General features: G+C 70.9%; 12 protein-coding genes. All 12 read right to left on the reverse strand.

The genetic code is table 11. The features are described from left to right. Nucleotides 1-43: 43 nt before the first annotated feature. The 12 genes from eboE to ABD371_RS25930 all read right to left on the reverse strand — a co-directional run bounded on the left by eboE (nt 44) and on the right by ABD371_RS25930 (nt 15,895). Entirely contained in the window at nt 44-1,213 is a 1,170-nt protein-coding gene (gene eboE, locus ABD371_RS25875) for a metabolite traffic protein EboE (protein ID WP_344481270.1), read from the reverse strand. 12 nt (nt 1,214-1,225) lie between these two features. Next, complete coding sequence (locus tag ABD371_RS25880; RefSeq protein ID WP_344481273.1) at nt 1,226-2,074, reverse strand: TatD family hydrolase; 849 nt, start codon at nt 2,072-2,074, stop codon at nt 1,226-1,228. Next, nucleotides 2,074-2,670: an EboA domain-containing protein gene (locus tag ABD371_RS25885; protein ID WP_344481276.1), complete on the reverse strand. Its 597-nt coding sequence runs from the start codon at nt 2,668-2,670 to the stop codon at nt 2,074-2,076. The genes ABD371_RS25880 and ABD371_RS25885 overlap by 1 nt, the downstream gene beginning before the upstream one ends. Further along, nucleotides 2,664-3,536: a sugar phosphate isomerase/epimerase family protein gene (locus tag ABD371_RS25890; RefSeq protein ID WP_344481279.1), complete on the reverse strand. Its 873-nt coding sequence runs from the start codon at nt 3,534-3,536 to the stop codon at nt 2,664-2,666. Before ABD371_RS25890 ends, ABD371_RS25885 begins: the two co-directional genes overlap by 7 nt. Then, nucleotides 3,533-4,597 carry an SCO3242 family prenyltransferase gene (locus tag ABD371_RS25895; RefSeq protein WP_344481285.1) on the reverse strand — a complete coding sequence of 355 codons (1,065 nt, stop codon included), beginning with the start codon at nt 4,595-4,597 and terminating at the stop codon, nt 3,533-3,535. Before ABD371_RS25895 ends, ABD371_RS25890 begins: the two co-directional genes overlap by 4 nt. Further along, nucleotides 4,594-5,715 carry an inositol-3-phosphate synthase gene (locus ABD371_RS25900; RefSeq protein WP_344481291.1) on the reverse strand — a complete coding sequence of 374 codons (1,122 nt, stop codon included), beginning with the start codon at nt 5,713-5,715 and terminating at the stop codon, nt 4,594-4,596. The genes ABD371_RS25895 and ABD371_RS25900 overlap by 4 nt, the downstream gene beginning before the upstream one ends. 93 nt (nt 5,716-5,808) lie before the next feature. Next, the gene (locus tag ABD371_RS25905) at nt 5,809-9,480 is read right to left on the reverse strand and encodes a ThuA domain-containing protein (RefSeq protein WP_344481964.1); all 3,672 of its coding nucleotides are present in this window, start codon (nt 9,478-9,480) and stop codon (nt 5,809-5,811) included. Nucleotides 9,481-9,829: 349 nt separating this feature from the next. Then, on the reverse strand, nt 9,830-10,834 hold the full coding sequence (locus tag ABD371_RS25910) for a sugar phosphate isomerase/epimerase family protein (RefSeq protein WP_344481297.1): 1,005 nt from the start codon (nt 10,832-10,834) through the stop codon (nt 9,830-9,832). Nucleotides 10,835-10,859: 25 nt separating this feature from the next. Continuing rightward, on the reverse strand, nt 10,860-12,131 hold the full coding sequence (locus tag ABD371_RS25915) for a Gfo/Idh/MocA family protein (RefSeq protein WP_344481302.1): 1,272 nt from the start codon (nt 12,129-12,131) through the stop codon (nt 10,860-10,862). Nucleotides 12,132-12,209: 78 nt separating this feature from the next. Further along, nucleotides 12,210-13,268, reverse strand: a complete 1,059-nt coding sequence (locus tag ABD371_RS25920; RefSeq protein WP_344481305.1) for a substrate-binding domain-containing protein — start codon at nt 13,266-13,268, stop codon at nt 12,210-12,212. Between the two features lie 66 nt (nt 13,269-13,334). After that, on the reverse strand, nt 13,335-14,372 hold the full coding sequence (locus tag ABD371_RS25925) for an ABC transporter permease (RefSeq protein WP_344481308.1): 1,038 nt from the start codon (nt 14,370-14,372) through the stop codon (nt 13,335-13,337). Beyond that, nucleotides 14,369-15,895, reverse strand: a complete 1,527-nt coding sequence (locus ABD371_RS25930) for a sugar ABC transporter ATP-binding protein (protein WP_344481313.1) — start codon at nt 15,893-15,895, stop codon at nt 14,369-14,371. The genes ABD371_RS25925 and ABD371_RS25930 overlap by 4 nt, the downstream gene beginning before the upstream one ends. Nucleotides 15,896-16,039: the final 144 nt, after the last annotated feature.

A 16,039-nucleotide genomic window follows, 5' to 3' on the forward strand; every position in this document is an offset into this window, starting at 1 on the left:
GGGGTGGGTGGGGAGGGGGGAGGGGGGAGGCCCCCGGGGGTGGTCATGGGAGCTCCTTGAGTCCGAGGCCGGTCAGGAGGTCTCGGGCGAGGGCGAGTTCCGCGGCGATGCCGTCCGCGAGCTGGGCGCGGTTGCGGGGGCGCAGCGCGGTGGGGAGGGCCTGCCAGGTGTAGGTCTCGACTTCGAGGTGGCGGACCAGTGGTGCGGCTTGGCCGACGAGCCGGGTCAGGGTGTCCTGGAGGACGGGGAGGGTGGAGGTGAGGGGTGGGGCGGGCGGGGCGTGGAGGGGGACGTGGAAGTGGGCGCGCCAGGGTGCGCCGTCGGGCAGGGCTTCCTGGTTGAGGGCTTCGTGGAGGTCGTCGGTTCCGCGCAGGCCGGCGGCGGTGCGGGTGCGGGTCTGGTGGAGGAAGCGGGGTTCGGCGAAGGCGGCGAGGGCGGTGCGTACGTCGGGGAGGTGGGGTTCTTCGGCGTGGAGGGCGGCGGACAGCTGTGCTTTGGGGATGGTGATGCCGGCGTTGGTGAGTCGGGTGAGTGCGGTGGCGGGGTCTTCGAAGGAGGTGGCGAGGTGGCAGGTGTCGACGCAGACGCCGATTCGGGGGGATCCGATCGCGGTGAGGGGTTCGATGGCGTCGGCGGTGGTTTCGACGGCGCAGCCTGGTTCGGGTTCGAGTCCGACGCGGATGGATTTTCCGGTGAGTTCCGCCAGGGCGTCCAGTCGTTGGGCGAGGGTGGTGAGGGCTGTTCGGGCGGTGGTGGCGGCCGCGGTGTCGAAGTGGGTGCGCCAGGCGAGCGGGAGGGTGGAGATGGTGCCTTCGGTGATGTCGTCGGGCAGGAGTGCGGCGAGTAGTCGGGCGAGGTCGGTGGTGTGGGAGAGGCGTTCGGGTTCGGTCCAGTCGGGTCGGTAGACGCGGTGTTTGACGTGGCCTGTGCCGAATCCTTCGTAGGGGAAGCCGTTGAGGGTGACGACTTCGAGTCCTCGGCGGTCGAGTTCGGCGCGTAGTGCGCGTTGTGCGGAGGGGTCGGCGATCAGGGTGCCGGCGGCGGCTTTGGCGAGCCAGAGGCCGATGCCGAGTCGGTCGCGGCCGAGTCGTCTGCGTACGGGTTCGCAGTGGTCGCGGAGTTGGGCGAGGACTCCGTCGAGGGTTTCGGCGGGGTGGACGTTGGTGCTGTAGGCGAGGTGGACGGTGGTGCCGTCGGGGTGGCGGAAGCGCATGGGGGTGGCCTCTCATTCCCCGCCGCGGAGGATGGAGTTTCCCTGGTGGAGGGGTGGGGGTGGGGTGGTGTCGAGCTGGAGGCGTCCGCTGAGTCCGTAGAAGGTGACGGGGTTGCGCCAGAGGACTTGGTCGACGTCGTCGTCGGTGAATCCGGCGGTGAGCATGGCGTCGCCGACTTTGCGGGTGGCGAGGGGGTCGCTCTTGCCCCAGTCGGCGGCCGAGTTGACGAGGATTCTCTCGGTTCCGTGGGTTCGGAGGAGGGTGACCATGCGGTCTTCGTCCATCTTGGTGTCGGGGTAGATGGAGAAGCCGAGCCAGCAGCCGCTGTCAGTGGCGTGTTCTACGGTTGTTTCATTGAGGTGGTCGAGGAGGACTCGCTCCGGGGGGAGGTCTGATTCCCGGATGACGTCGAGGGTGCGGTGGAGTCCGGCGAGCTTGTCGCGGTGCGGGGTGTGTACGAGGGCGGGCAGGCCGTGTTCGGCGGCGAGCTGGAGTTGGGCGGCGAGTGCGGTGTCCTCGGCGGGGGTCATGGAGTCGTAGCCGATTTCGCCGACGGCGACGACGGAGTCTTTGACGAGGTAGCGGGGCAGTTCTTCGAGTACGGGTGTGCAGCGGGGGTCGTTGGCCTCTTTGGGGTTGAGGGCGATGGCGCAGTGGTGGGCGATGCCGTATTGGGCGGCGCGGAAGGGTTCCCAGCCGAGGAGTGCGTCGAAGTAGTCGTGGAAGCTGGCGGGTGAGGTGCGGGGCTGGCCCAGCCAGAAGGCGGGTTCGACGAGGGCGCGGATGCCTGCCGTGTGCATCGCCCGGTAGTCGTCCGTGGTGCGGGAGGTCATGTGGATGTGCGGGTCGAAGATGCGCATCAGGTCTCCTTGGGCGGCTCGCCGGTGAGGGTCTGTACGCGGGTCAGGTCGGGGGGTGTGGTGCGGCCTGCGGCGGTGCGTTCGGCGGTGTAGTCGGTGAGCATGCGGGCGAGTTCGCGGTCGCCTCGGGCTCGGCGTTCCAGGTCGGCGACGGTGTCGAGGGGGACGCCGGTGAAGAGGCATTTGAGGATCGCGTGCCGCCAGGAGTGGGCGTCGAGGTGTTGGGCGGCGTAGGGGCCGAGGGCTGCGGCGATGAGTCGGGTGTCGTGGGTGCGCAGGGCGTCTTCGACGAGTGGGAGTGCGGCGGTGGGCGGGGTGAGGCTGTCCAGGTGAGGGAGGGCGAGGAGCAGGGCTCGGCGTTCGGCGGCGCTGCCGTGGTGGTAGAGGCGGGTGAGGGTGGGTGGGTCGGGTCTGGCCGCGGTGAGGAGGAGGGCGCGTACGGGGTCGGCGTTGTGTCGGCCGCAGTGGCGGCCGGCGGTGGCGAATCGGGTCTCCCAGGCGGGTTGGCGGGTGGTGGCTTCGGTGAGGGCGTGGTCGAGCCAGGTGCGGGCGGTGGCGTCGAGGCGGGTGTCGAGTTCGGTGCGGGGGGTCAGCACGCGGTCGCTTCCTGGGTCCGGAGGAAGTCGAGGGAGGTGCGGGCGAGTTCGGGGCCCGCGTGGGAGTGGCGGGGCAGTTCTACGACGGTGAGGCCCTGGTAGCCGATGTCGGTGAGGGCGTGGAGTACGGGTGGGAAGTCGATGTCGCCGTCGCCGAGGGGGAGGTGTTCGTGGATGCCTCGGCGCATGTCCTCGATCTGGACGTGGCGGAGCCAGGGGGCTGCGGTGCGGACGCAGTCGGCGGGGGGCTGGTCTTCGAGGCATTGGCAGTGGCCGATGTCGAGGGTGAGTCCGAGGGGTTCGGGGTCGCCGAGGAGTCCGCGCAGATGGTGGAAGTCGTCGAGGGTGGCGAGGAGGTGGCCGGGTTCGGGTTCGATGGCGAGGGGGATTCCGGCGGTGTGTGCGGCGTGGAGTGCTGGGGTGAGGGATTCCGCCAGGCGTTTCCAGGCGGTGGCGGGGTCGGTGTGGTGGGGGGTGGTGCCGCTGAAGCAGTGGACGGCGTGTGCTCCGAGGTCGGTGGCGATGCGGAGGGCGGTGATGAGGAGGTTGGTGCGGGTGGCGCGGGCGTCGAGGTCGGGGTCGAGGAGGGAGGGGCCGTGTTTGTGGCGGGGGTCCAGGATGTAGCGGGCTCCGGTTTCGATGGTGACGTGGAGGCCGAGTTCGCCGAGCCGGGTGGCGGTGTGCCGGGTGCGGGCGGGGAGGTCGGGGGCGAGGGGGTCGAGGTGCATGTGGTCGAGGGTGAGTCCGACGCCGTCGTAGCCGAGGTCGGCGAGGAGGGCGAGGGCGTCGTCGAGGCGTAGGTCGGTGAGCCCGTTGGTGCCGTAGCCGTAGCGGAGGGGGTGCGGGTGGGTGGGGGCGGGCCTCATGTGGGGGTGATCCTCCGGGCGAGTCCGCGGGCGAGGGGGGCGAGGGTCATGAGGGTGAGGGCGGTGAGGGTGCCGGTGGGGCTGTGGTGGTGGGCGGCGAGGGCGGATTGGAGGGGGATGAGGGCGCGGATGCCGCTGCCGACGGCGTGCTGGGTGAGGCGCGGGGAGGGGTTGAGTGCGGCGTGGAGGTAGGGGGTGGCGGCGGTCTGTGCGTAGTGGGTGGCGAGGGTGGTGCGCAGGAGTCGTCCGGGGGGTGAGGGGGGGCCGGTGGCGGTGAGGGCGGCGAGGGTGAGGGCGGCGGCGAGGGCGGTGAGGGGGGCGGTGGTGGAGCCGCCGTGTGCTTCGTGTCGTGAGACGGCGGTGACGGAGCAGGTGTGGGCGGCGAGGGTGAGGGCGGCGGGCAGCGCGGTGCGGAGGGCGGCCGCGGGCGGCGGCTTCCGGTGCGGGCGCGTGGTGGGCGTGGCGGTGGCGGTGGCTCCGAGGAGGAGGTCGAGTGCTCTTGCCGCGCCCATCGCCGCGGGGCCGGCGGGGGTGTGTTTGAGGTGGAGGTCGTAGGCCCAGACGGTGGCGGCGAGGGTGGTGGCGACGGTCAGTGCGGGGCGGCCGGCTCGGGCGGCGAGGGTGAGGCCTGTGGTGGTGAGGACGGTGGCCGCGGTGAGGGCGGCGGTGGGGGTGACGCGTCCTGAGGGGATGGGCCGGTGGGGGCGGTCTCTGGTGTCTTCCTCGCGGTCGGCCCAGTCGTTGAGGGCCATGCCCGCCTCGTAGAGGCAGAGGGAGGCTCCGAGCGCGAGTGCGGTGCCTCGGTTCGGGCGGATGCCGAGGGTGGCCGCGCCGGTGAGGGTGTCGCCGGGGACGGTGGCGAGTGCGGAGACGCGGAGGAGTTCGGCCCAGGCTCGCGCCCGGTCTCGTGGGGTGCGCCGGTCCGGGTCGGGTGCGGCGGCGGCCGGGGAGTGGGCGGGCGCGGGTGGGTGCCGGGGGCCGGGGGTGGTGAGGCGGCGGAGTGCGGTGCGGAGGCGGGTGGCCGGGGGGCGGGGGCGGGCGATGCGGCCGAGGAGGGTCATCGGGTCTCCCCCAGGCGTCGGGCGAGGGCGAGGAGTTCGGTGAACTGTTCGTGGAGGGAGGCGGGGCCGCCGTCGGGGTCCTTGAAGTAGAAGCCGAGCTGGGGCAGGGGGCCGGTGAGTCCGGCTTCGTGGGCGCGGGCGGCCAGCCGGGCGAGGTCGAGGACGAGGGGGGCGGCGAGCGCGGAGTCGCAGCCCTGCCAGATGGTCTGGAGGATCGTGCGGGAGCCGAGGAAGCCGTCGAAGGCGATGTGGTCCCAGGCGGTCTTCCATTCGCCGAGGGCGGGGACCTCGTCGATGTGGACGTCCCCCTCGGGGGTGTGGCCGAGGGTGTCGGTGAGGACGCGTTCCTTGCCCTTGTTCTTGGCGGCCGCGGCGGCCGGGTCGGCGAGGGCGGCGCCGTCTCCGCCGCCGAGCAGGTTGGTGCCGGACCAGGCGCGGACGGTGAGGGCGCGCTGCGTGAGCATGGGGGCGAGTACGGAGCGGAGCAGGGTCTGTCCGGTTTTGCCGTCGCGGCCCGCGTGGGGTGGTGCGCCGGGTGCTGTGGCGGTGTCGGCGAGGGCGGGGGTGCGGAGTCCGGTGGAGGGGGTGAAGTTGATGTAGGGGGAGCCGGTGCGGAGGGCTGCGGCGGCGTAGAGGGAGCTGGGGGTGAGGCGGGTGGTGCCGGGTGGGGGCGCTGGTTCGGTGGAGGCGAGGTTGATGACGACGACGCGGGTGAGGGCGTGGTGTTCGCGGAAGTCGGTGATGTCGGCGGTGAATCGCCGGATGAGTTGTTCGTCGGTGCGGGTGTCGCCGGGTTGGGGGCCGCCGGGGCGGATGGCCCGGTCGGCCGCGGTGAGTTCGGTGTGGATGGCGGTGGTGAGTCCGTGGGGCAGTGCGCCGGCGGCGGTGAGGGCTTCGGCGCGTTTGGGCAGGGGGCAGTCGGTGGTGTCGTGGCCGCCGAAGACGAGGGAGTCGAGGGCGGGGAGGCGGGCGTCGGCGAAGGGTGGGGTTTCGGTGAGGAGGCCGGTGGGCGGGTGCAGTCCGGCGGTGAGTGCCGCGCATCCGGCGATGGTGGTGGTGGCGACGGAGCCGCGTGCTCCGATGAGCCAGACTCCGGTGTGCGTTCTCTCGTTCGGCACGTACCGCTCGCCTTTCTGGCCGGTGTTTCCGAAGGGGTGGGGCGGCGGGCGGGGGTACGGCGTCTCCCCGCCCGCCGCGGTCGGTGGGGTGGGTCAGCCGGGGAGTTCCTTGAGGGTGATGTCGCGGAAGGAGACCTGGTCGTCCGGTCCGTGGTTCTGGAGGCCGATGTGTCCGTCGGTGAGGCTGCGTTCGGGGTCGGTGTTGGTGAAGCTGTTGATCTTGGAGCCGTTCAGGAAGACCTGGACGTTCTCGCCTCGGACCTTGATCTCGTAGGTGTTCCACTGGCCAGGGGGTCGCAGTACCCGGTCGCGGGCTCTGAGGTCGGCGGATTTGAAGCCGTAGACGGAGCCGGTGGTGCGGTCGGGTGTGTCGGTGGCGTCGATCTGGATCTCGTAGCCGTGGTTGACGGCGGACCAGGGGTCGTCGGAGGCGGGGAAGCCGATGAAGACTCCGGAGTTGGAGTCGCCGGTGATCTTCCAGTCCAGTTCGAGGGTGTAGGCGTGGAGTTCTCTGGCCTGGTACCAGAGCATTCCCATGCCGTCCTCGGTGCGCAGTTCGGCGTTGGCGACGGTGAATTTCCCGGGGCCGGCCTGCTTCCAGCCGTTGAGGGTCTTGCCGTTGAAGAGGGGGCGTTCGCCGGTCTTGGGCCGGCAGTCGGCCGTGACCTGTCCGGAGGCGTAGCGCAGTGCGCCGAGGAGGTGTTGGCGGAAGTCGGGTTCGGCGTAGGAGGTCTTGGTGTGTCCGCCGCCGGTGTAGAAGGAGCGGCCGCCCTGGTAGGTCTGGCACCAGGCGATGGGGTGGTCGCCGTTCATGGTGCCGCCCTCGTAGGTGGTTTCGTCGAGGGTGGCGAGGACTCGGGTGCGGTCGCGGGGGTTGGCGGCGTAGTTGTACCACTCGTCGGTGCGCTGCCATTCCTGGCCGAGGTGCTGGGTGGCGGGGTGGCTGTGGTCTTCGACGCGGACGGTGGCGGGCTGGATCCGGGGGTGGGAGCTGAAGTACGCGCCGACGAGTTCGCCGTAGAAGGGCCAGTCGTACTCGGTGTCGGCGGCGGCGTGGACGCCGAGGTAGGCGCCGCCGGTGGTGATGTAGTTCTCGAAGGCTTGTTGCTGGGCGGCGTTGAGGACGTTTCCGGTGGTGGAGAGGAAGACGACGGCGTCGTAGCGGGCGAGGTTGCTGGTGGTGAACTGGCCTGCGGTCTCGGTGGAGTCGACGGTGATGTTGCTGGTTCTGCCGAGTTCTTTGAGTGCGGTGATGCCGGTGGGGATGGAGTCGTGGCGGTAGCCGGCGGTTTTGGAGAAGACGAGGACGCGTTTGGCGGTCCGGTCGCGGGGGCTGTTGGAGAGGATGAAGTCGTCGAGGTCGTAGAGGGCTCCGCTGCCGCCCTTGAAGACGAGGAAGAGTTCGGTGGTCTTCTTGGGGACGGATCTCAGGGCGATGTCGATGTCCTGGAAGGTCTCCCAGCCGCCGGTGACGGGGACGGCGCTGGATCCGAGGATGGTGCCGCCGGGGGATCCGGTGCGGACTTCGAGGAAGCCGCCGGCTCCGTTGGAGGAGATCCGGGCGGTGAGTTTGGTGGATCCGGTCAGGTTGTAGGGCTTGAAGGAGATCCAGTCGTCGTTGTGGATGTCGCCGACGGTTTTGCCGCCGTTGGCGGTGGCTTTGTTGTAGGTGCGGACGCCGGCCGATCCGGTGTAGTGCTCGGCCTGGCGGTGGCGGGGCTGGAGCTGTACCTGGTCGTGGGTGGTGAGGGGGGCCTGGCCGCCGCCTCCGCCGTCGGTGTATTCGGCGTCGAAGACGCCGAAGATGTTGGCGTTGGGGTCGTGTCCGCCGTCGGACGAGGTTTTGATGGTGCCGGTGCATCCGTTGGCGGAGGTGATGGGGTGGCCGTGGCTGTCGTGGCCGAGGATGTAGCTGACTTTGATTTTGGCGCAGTCGACGGTGCCGTCCTCTGCGTCGGTGGCCTTGACCTTGAAGGGGATCTCGTCGCCGAAGCTGAAGAGGGATCCGTCTTCGGGGAGTTGCAGGGTGACTTTGGGGGCGGTGTTGCCGACGACGACGCGGACGCCGGCGGAGCCGGTGCGGCCGCTGGGGTCTTTGGCGGTGAGGGTGGCGGTGTAGGTGCCGTTGGTGCGGTAGACGTGGGTGGGGTTGGCTTCGGTGGAGGTGGTGCCGTCGCCGAAGTCCCAGTGGTGGGTGAGGGTGTCGCCGTCGGCGTCGGTGGTGCCGGCGGAGGAGAGGGCCACGCTCAGCGGTGCTTTTCCGGAGGTTCTGTTCGCGGTGGCCTCGGCGACGGGCGAGCGTCCGCCGGTGGCGTTCTCGATGCGGTAGAGCGCGGAGTTGTGGTCGCCGCCGAACCAGGCGGTGCCGTAGTCGAGTACATAGAGCGCGCCGTCGGGGCCGAAGGCCATGTCCATGACCTGGGTGCCGGTCCAGGGGAAGGCGTTGATGGTGCTGACGGCGCCGTCGGGGCCCTGTTCGATGCGTTTGATCCAGCGGCGGCCGAATTCTCCGGCGAAGTAGTCGCCGTCGTAGGCCTCGGGGAATTTGACCAGGGAGGGGTTGGCGGGGTCGTAGCGGTAGACGGGTCCGCCCATGGGGGATTCGGAGCCGCTGCCGAAGGCGGGCAGTGAGCCGCCGTCGTAGACGATCCACGCTTTCTGCGCGGCGGGCAGATCGACGAGTCCGGTGTTGTGGGGGGAGTCGTTCTTGGGGGCCGCGCAGTTGAAGGCGGCTCCGGGGGTCTTGGTGGCGAAGTCGTAGTCGACGTAGGGCTCGCCGGCGACGTTGCAGAGGGGCCAGCCGAAGTTCCCGGGGCCGGTGACGCGTACGAAGCCGACTTTTCCGGCCGGGCCGCGTGCCGGGTCGGCGGCGGCGGCGTCGGGGCCGTAGTCGCCGACGTAGAGGTGGCCGGTCTTCTGGTCGACGCTGAAGCGGAAGGGGTTGCGGAAGCCCATCGCGTAGATCTCGGGGCGGGTCCTGGCGGTGCCGGGCGCGAAGAGGTTGCCGGTGGGGACGGTGTAGGAGCCGTCGGCGGCGACCTTGATGCGGAGTATTTTGCCGCGCAGGTCGTCGGTGTTGGCGGAGGTGCGGCGGGCGTCGTAGGCGGGGTTGCGGCCGGGCCGTTCGTCGATGGGGGTGTATCCGTCGGAGGCGAAGGGGTTGGAGTCGTCGCCGGTCGACAGATAGAGGTTGCCCTGTGCGTCGAAGTCGATGTCCCCGCCGACGTGACAGCAGATGCCCCGGGTCGCGGGGACGTCGAGGATCTTCTTCTCGCTGGCGTTGTCGAGGGTGCCGTCGGGCTTGAGGACGAAGCGGGAGAGCCGGTTGACGCCGTCGAAGCGGGCGAAGTCGGCGGCGGTGCCGGTGGTGGGGGCGTCGCCTGCCGGGGTGGCCAGGGGTGGCGCGTAGTACAGGTAGATGAAGCGGTTCTGGCTGAACCCGGGGTCGAGGCCGATGCCCTGGAGGCCTTCTTCGTCGTGGGTGTAGACGGGGACGGTGCCGGCGAGGCGGGTGGTGCCCGCGCTGTCGGTGAGCCGCAGTTCGCCGTTGCGGGAGGTGTGCAGCACGCTGCGGTCGGGGAGGACGGCCAGCGATATGGGCTCGCCGGTCTCGGCCGCGCCCTTGGCCAGGGTGACCTGCTGGAATTGTTCGGCTGCCGGGTCCGGGGCGGGGTCGGCGGCGGCCTGGGGCGCGCCGAGGGCGAGGGTGGAGGCGGCGAGCAGGAGGCCGGTGACGAGTGCGAGGGTCCGGCGCGCTCGTGGCAGTGGCCGGTACTGCGGCCGTGGTCGTGGTCGTGTCCTTCGGGCTGGGGGGTTCCTGTGCGGGTTCGCGTGCACGTGATCCTCCGGAATGGACCGGTCGGGCGGGCGGGCTGCCGTGGAACCGGAGTGCGCCGTCACACCGGGCACGACCTAGGTGCTGTACACATCTGGGACGGTAGACGCGTAGGTACGGATCGGATAGCCCTTGCGTGGTGCCTAAGTCGGCCTTTCTCCCGCGACAGGACAAAGCCGGGGCGGGGCGTGGCGGAGCGTCCGGCGGCGGGGCCGGCCGTCCGGTCCGGACCTGCGGTGAGGCCTGTGGTGAGGGCCTGTGGTGAGGGGTGCCGGGGTGTCAGTCGCCGGAGCCGAAGGCGGCGTCGAAGGCTGCGGCCGGGGGGTCGAAGTCGAACTGCCGCAGATGGGCGAGTGCCTGGGGCGCGCCGGTGAGCCGGTCCATTCCGGCGTCCTCCCATTCCACGGAGACGGGCCCTTGGTAGTCGATGGAGCGCAGCATCCGGAATACGTCTTCCCAGGGGACGTCGCCGTGTCCTGCGGAGACGAAGTCCCAGCCGCGCCGGGGGTCTCCCCAGGGGAGGTGGGAGCCGAGCCGGCCGTTGCGTCCGTCGAGTCGTCTGCGGGCTTCTTTGCAGTCGACGTGGTAGATGCGGTCGCGGAAGTCGTAGAGGAAGCCGACGGGGTCGATGTCCTGCCAGACGAAGTGGCTGGGGTCGAAGTTGAGGCCGAAGGCGGGGCGGTCGCCGAGGGCGGTGAGGGCGCGCCGGGTGGTCCAGTAGTCGTAGGCGATCTCGCCGGGGTGGACCTCGTGGGCGAAGCGGACTCCTTCGGCGTCGAAGGTGTCGAGGATGGGGTGCCAGCGTTCGGCGAAGTCCTCGTAGCCTCGGTCGATCATGGTGGGGGGTACGGGCGGGAACATGGCGACGAGGTGCCAGATGGCGGAGCCGGTGAATCCGATGACGGTGTCGACGCCGAAGGCGGCGGCGGCGCGTGCGGTGTCCCGGAGTTCGGCGGCGGCTCGTCGGCGTACGCCTTCGGGTTCGCCGTCGCCCCAGATCCTGGCGGGCAGGATGCCGCGGTGGCGTTCGTCGATGGGGTTGTCGCAGACGGCCTGGCCGACGAGGTGGTTGGAGACGGCCCAGCAGTTCAGTCCGTACTTCTCCAGGAGGGCGTGCCGGCCGGGGAGGTAGGCGGGGTCGGCGAGTGCGCGGTCGACTTCGAAGTGGTCTCCCCAGCAGGCGAGTTCGAGGCCGTCGTAGCCGAAGTCGCGGGCGAGTCGGCACACCTCTTCCAGGGGCAGGTCGGCCCATTGGCCGGTGAAGAGTGTGAAGGGTCGTGGCATGGTGCTCGGCCTCCCTCGTTCCGGTTCACGGCTGTACGGGCACGGGCTGTACGGGTGTGGGCTCTGCGGGCACGGGCTCTGCGGGCACGGGCTGCGCGGGTGCGGATTGTGTGGGTACGGGGGTGTGGACGGAGTTCTTCCGGGCGCTCTCCTCGACGGCGGCGAGGACGCGCTGGACCTGGAGTCCGTCGGCGAAGGAGGGTTCGGGCCGGGTGCCGTGGGCGATGGCTTCGATCAGGTCGCGGGCCTGGTGGGTGAAGGTGTGTTCGTAGCCGAGGGCGTGGCCGGGCGGCCACCAGGCCCGTAGGTAGGGGTGGTCGGGTTCGGTGACGAGGATGCGGCGGAAGCCGGCGGAGGCGGCGGGTTCGGTGTGGTCGTGGAAGGAGAGTTCGTTGAGGCGTTCCAGGTCGAAGGCGAGTGAGCCGCGTTCGCCGTTGATCTCGAAGCGGAGGGCGTTCTTTCGGCCTGTTGCCATGCGGGTGGCTTCGAAGGAGGCGAGTGCGCCGGAGGCGAGCCGTCCGTTGAAGAGGGCCGCGTCGTCGACGGTGACGGTTCCGTATCCCCCGGCGGCGGTGGAGTCGTGGGGCAGGGGGCGTTCGCGGACGAAGGTCTCGGTGAGTGCGCTCACTCCGGTGAGGAGTTCGCCGGAGAGGTGCTGGGCGAGGTCGACGATGTGGGCCCCGAGGTCTCCGAGCGCGCCGGAGCCCGCGTGTTGTCGCAGCAGTCGCCAGGTGAGGGGGGCGGCGGGGTCGACCAGCCAGTCCTGGAGGTAGCTGAAGCGGAGGTGGCGCAGGGTGCCGAGGCGGCCTTCGGCGATGAGCCGGCGGGCGTGGGCGACGGCGGGGACCCGGCGGTAGTTGAAGCCGGTCATGGCGACTTGGCCGCGGGTCCGGGCGCGGTCGGCGGCGGCGGACATGGTTTCGGCTTCGGCGACGGTGTTGGCGAGGGGTTTCTCGCACAGGACGTGTTTGCCGGCTTCGAGGGCGGCGACGGCGATCTCGGCGTGGAGGTCGCCGGGGGCGCAGATGTCGACGAGCTGGACATCGTCGCGGGCGACGAGGGCGCGCCAGTCGGTCTCGGCTGCGGCCCAGCCGTGCCGGGCGGCGGCGGCGTGGACGGCGGTGCGGTCGCGGCCCGCGATCGCGGCGAGCACGGGCCGCAGGGGCAGGTCGAAGACGCGGGCGGCGGTGCGCCAGCCCTGTGAGTGGGCGGCTCCCATGAACGCGTGTCCGACCATGCCGACGCCGAGTGCCGGCGGTGGCCCGGCCTCGCTGTCGCTCTGTTCCGTACGGTCCATCTGTAGGGGTTCCTCCTCGTGGGTCTGCGCGGTGGTGGCGCGGTCGCCGGTCGGTCCGGTCCGGTCCGGTCGGTCCGGTCAGCTGAAGCCGGTGGGGAGGTACTGGTCGACGTTGTCCTTGGTGACGACGGCGGAGTAGAGGGTGATGGTGGCGGGGATCTCCAGTTCGGCCAGGCCGCCGACGCCTTTGCCCTGGGCGACGGCGCGGGCGATGTCGATGGCGGAGGCGGACATCGTCGGCGGGTAGAGCACGGTGGCCTTGAGGACGCTGTCGTCGGCCTTGATGGCGTCCATGGCGGATTTCGCGCCGGCGCCGCCGACCATCAGGAAGCCGTCGCGGCCGGCTTGGGCGATGGCGCGCAGTGCGCCGACTCCCTGGTCGTCGTCGTGGTTCCAGAAGGCGTCGAAGTCGCTCTGGGCCTGGAGGAGCTGGGCGGTCTTCGCCTGTCCGGACTCGACGGTGAAGTCGGCGGCCTGGCGGGCGACTTTGGTGATGTTGGGGTAGTTCTTGAGGGCGTCGTCGAAGCCTTTGGTGCGCTGTCTGGTGAGTTCGAGGCTGTCGACTCCGGCGAGTTCGATGACTTTGGCGCCGGTCTTGTTCTTGAGGTGTTCGCCGATGTAGCGGCCGGCGTTGAGGCCCATGCCGTAGTTGTCGCCGCCGATCCAGCAGCGGTAGGCCTGGGGGGAGGCGAAGACGCGGTCGAGGTTGATGACGGGGATGCCGGCTCTCATGGCCTGGAGGCCGACCTGGGTGAGGGCTTTGCCGTCGGCGGGGAGGATGACGAGGACGTCGACCTTTTTGTTGATCAGTGTCTGGATCTGACCGATCTGGGCGGCGGTGTCGTTGGAGCCCTCGGTGATCTCCAGGGTGACGTCGGAGTATTTCTTCGCGCGGGCGCGGGCGTTGTCGTTGATGGCGTTGAGCCAGCCGTGGTCGGCCTGGGGTCCGGCGAAGCCGATGGTGACGGCTTTGCCCGGCCGGTCGTCCGCGGCGGGCGCGGGGTCGTTCGCGGGGCTGTTCGCGGGCTTCTTCCCGGCGGGTTCATTGCTGGTACAGGCGGTGAGGACGGCGCCCGCCGAGACGGCGGCGGTGCCGAGGAGGATGCCTCTGCGGCTGGGTACGGGGCTCTGTGGCATGGCGGGACCGGCCCTTCGGAGGGGTTTCCAGGGGGTGGGTTCGTGCGGACGGGGCGGTGGGCCGGGTCAGGTGCGGCCCTCGCGCAGGGTGCGGTGCTGGACCAGGACGGCGGCGACGATGATCGCGCCCTTGGCGATCTGCTGGACGGCGCTCTCCAGGTTGTTGAGGGCGAAGATGTTGGTGATCGTGGTGAAGATCAGGACGCCGAGGAGGGAGCCGGTGATGGTGCCCCGGCCGCCGCTGAGCAGGGTGCCGCCGATGATGGCCGCGGCGATGGCGTCCAGCTCGTAGAGGTTGCCGTTGGTGTTCTGGCCGGAGCCGGAGAGCACGATCAGCATGAAGGCGGCGATGCCGCAGCAGAGTCCGGAGAGCAGATAGAGGTACAGGCGCTGGCGGCGGACGTCGATGCCGGCGAGCCGGGCGGCTTCCGGGTTGCCGCCGACGGCGAGGGTGCGGCGGCCGAAGGTGGTGCGGTTGAGCAGCAGCAGGCCGAGGGCGACGACGACCGCGAAGACGAGGACCAGCGGCGGGACGCCGAGGATGTTGGCGTCCTTGACGCCGAGGTCGAGCACGGAGTCCACGGTGACGATCTGGGTCTTGCCGTCGGTGATCTGAAGGGCGAGTCCCCGGGCGGAGGCGAGCATCGCGATGGTCGCGATGAACGGCACCATGCCCCCGTAGGCGATCAGCACTCCGTTGACCAGTCCGCAGCCGACGCCCACGGCGACGGCGGTGAAGAGGATGCCGGTGAATCCGTACTCCTGGGTGGCGACGGTGGTCGCCCACACCGAGGAGAGCGCCACGATCGCGCCGACCGACAGATCGATGCCGCCGCTGGTGATGACGAAGGTCATGCCGACGGTGACGACGCCGATGACGGACGCCTGGGTGAGGACGAGCTGAAGGTTGCTGGTGGCGAGGAACTCCTCGGGGCGGGTGAGGCCGCCGACGACGATCAGGGCGGCGAGTACGCCGAGGAGCGAGAGGGTGCGGATGTCGGCGCGCGCCACCGGCGCGGGGCGGGGGTCGCCGCGCCGGGGCTGCGGTGTCTTCGGGGGGCCGGCGGGGTCGTCCCGCCGGGCCGGTGTGGCCGGCTGCGTCATGCCGCCGGGCTCCCTTCCATCACGAGATCGAGTACGCGGTGCTCGTCCAGGTCGCGGGCGTCGGCGGTGTGCACGACGGTCCCCTCGCGCAGGACGAGGACCCGGTCGGCGAGGCCGAGCACCTCGGGCACCTCGCTGGAGACCAGGAGTACGGCGAGGCCCTCGTCGGCCAGCGCGCGGATCACCGCGTACAGCTCGGCGCGCGCTCCGACGTCGACACCGCGGGTGGGTTCGTCCAGCAGCAGTGCCTTGCAGCCGCGCAGCAGCCAGCGGGCGAGTACGGCCTTCTGCTGGTTGCCGCCGGACAGGGTGCGGACCGGGGCGTCGGGGTTGTCGGGGCGCAGGGAGATCTCCCTGGTGGCGCGCTCTGCGGCGGCGCGTTCGGCGGCGCGGTCGACCCAGCCGGCGCGGGAGAGGCGGGGCAGTGCGGCGAGGGAGACATTGCGGGTGACGGTCTCGATGAGCAGCAGCCCCTGGGCCTTGCGTTCCTCGGGGGCGAGTCCGATTCCGGCGCGTACGGCGGAGCGTACGCTGCCGGGGCGCAGCGGGGTGCCGTCGACGAGGACGCGTCCGGCGGTGGGGCGGCGGGCTCCGTAGATCGTCTCCAGGATCTCGGAGCGTCCGGAGCCGACGAGTCCGGCGATGCCGACGATCTCGCCGGGGCGGAGTTCGAGGTCGAGGGCGGTGAATTCGCCGGCTCGGGCGAGTCCTTCGACGCGGAGGACGGGCGGCGGCGGGGGGCCGGCGCCGGTCGGAGGGGGGCGTCGCGGGAAGGCGTACTCGGTGTCGCGGCCGGTCATCAGGGCGACGATGTCGCGGGTGGGGGTGGTCTTGGCGGGGAGTCCGCCGGCCACGGCGCGGCCGTCCTTGAGGACGGTGACGCGGTCGCCGATGCGGCGGATCTCTTCGAGGCGGTGGGAGATGTGGATGACGGCGACGCCTTCGGCGGTGAGGTCGCCGACGATGCGGAAGAGGTTGTCGACTTCGTCGGGGTCGAGGGCGGCGGAGGGTTCGTCCATGACGATGAGGCGTACGTCGTGGGAGAGGGCGCGGGCCATGGAGACGATCTGCCGCTGGGCGGCGGGGAGTTCGCCGACGAGGCGCGCCGGGTCGATCTCGGGGTGGCCGAGGCGGGCCAGGAGGCGGGTGGTCGCGGCGCGGGCGTCTTTGCGGCGTACGAGGAATCCGGCGGTGGTGGGTTCGTGGCCGAGGTGGATGTTGTCGGCGGCGGAGAGCCCTTCGACGAGGTCGAGTTCCTGGTAGATGGTGGCGATGCCGAGGCGCATGGCGGCGATGGGCGAGGTGAGGGCGATCCGTTCGCCGTGCCAGGTGATGGTGCCGCTGTCGGGGCGGTGGGCTCCGGCGAGGACTTTGATGAGGGTGGATTTGCCGGCGCCGTTCTGTCCGAGGAGGCAGTGGACCTCGCCCGTGCGGACTTCGAGGTCGACGCCGTCGAGGGCGCGGACGCCGGGGAAGGATTTGGTGATGGCGGACATGGTGAGGAGGGGGGTGGGTGGGGGCATGGGTGCCTCCGGGGGGCGGGGGCGGGAGCCTGATGGTGCGGGTTCTCCGAGTGCGAGGTCCGTCCTCAATCTCCCCCAGGGCTTCGCCTGGGAGGGACCCTCCGACGGGCTGGAATTGACGGACCCCCAGGGTTCGCCGGGGCT

The sequence above is a fragment of the Streptomyces amakusaensis genome (genome assembly GCF_039532665.1).
In the GTDB taxonomy this organism is placed as follows: Bacteria; Actinomycetota; Actinomycetes; order Streptomycetales; family Streptomycetaceae; genus Streptomyces; species Streptomyces amakusaensis.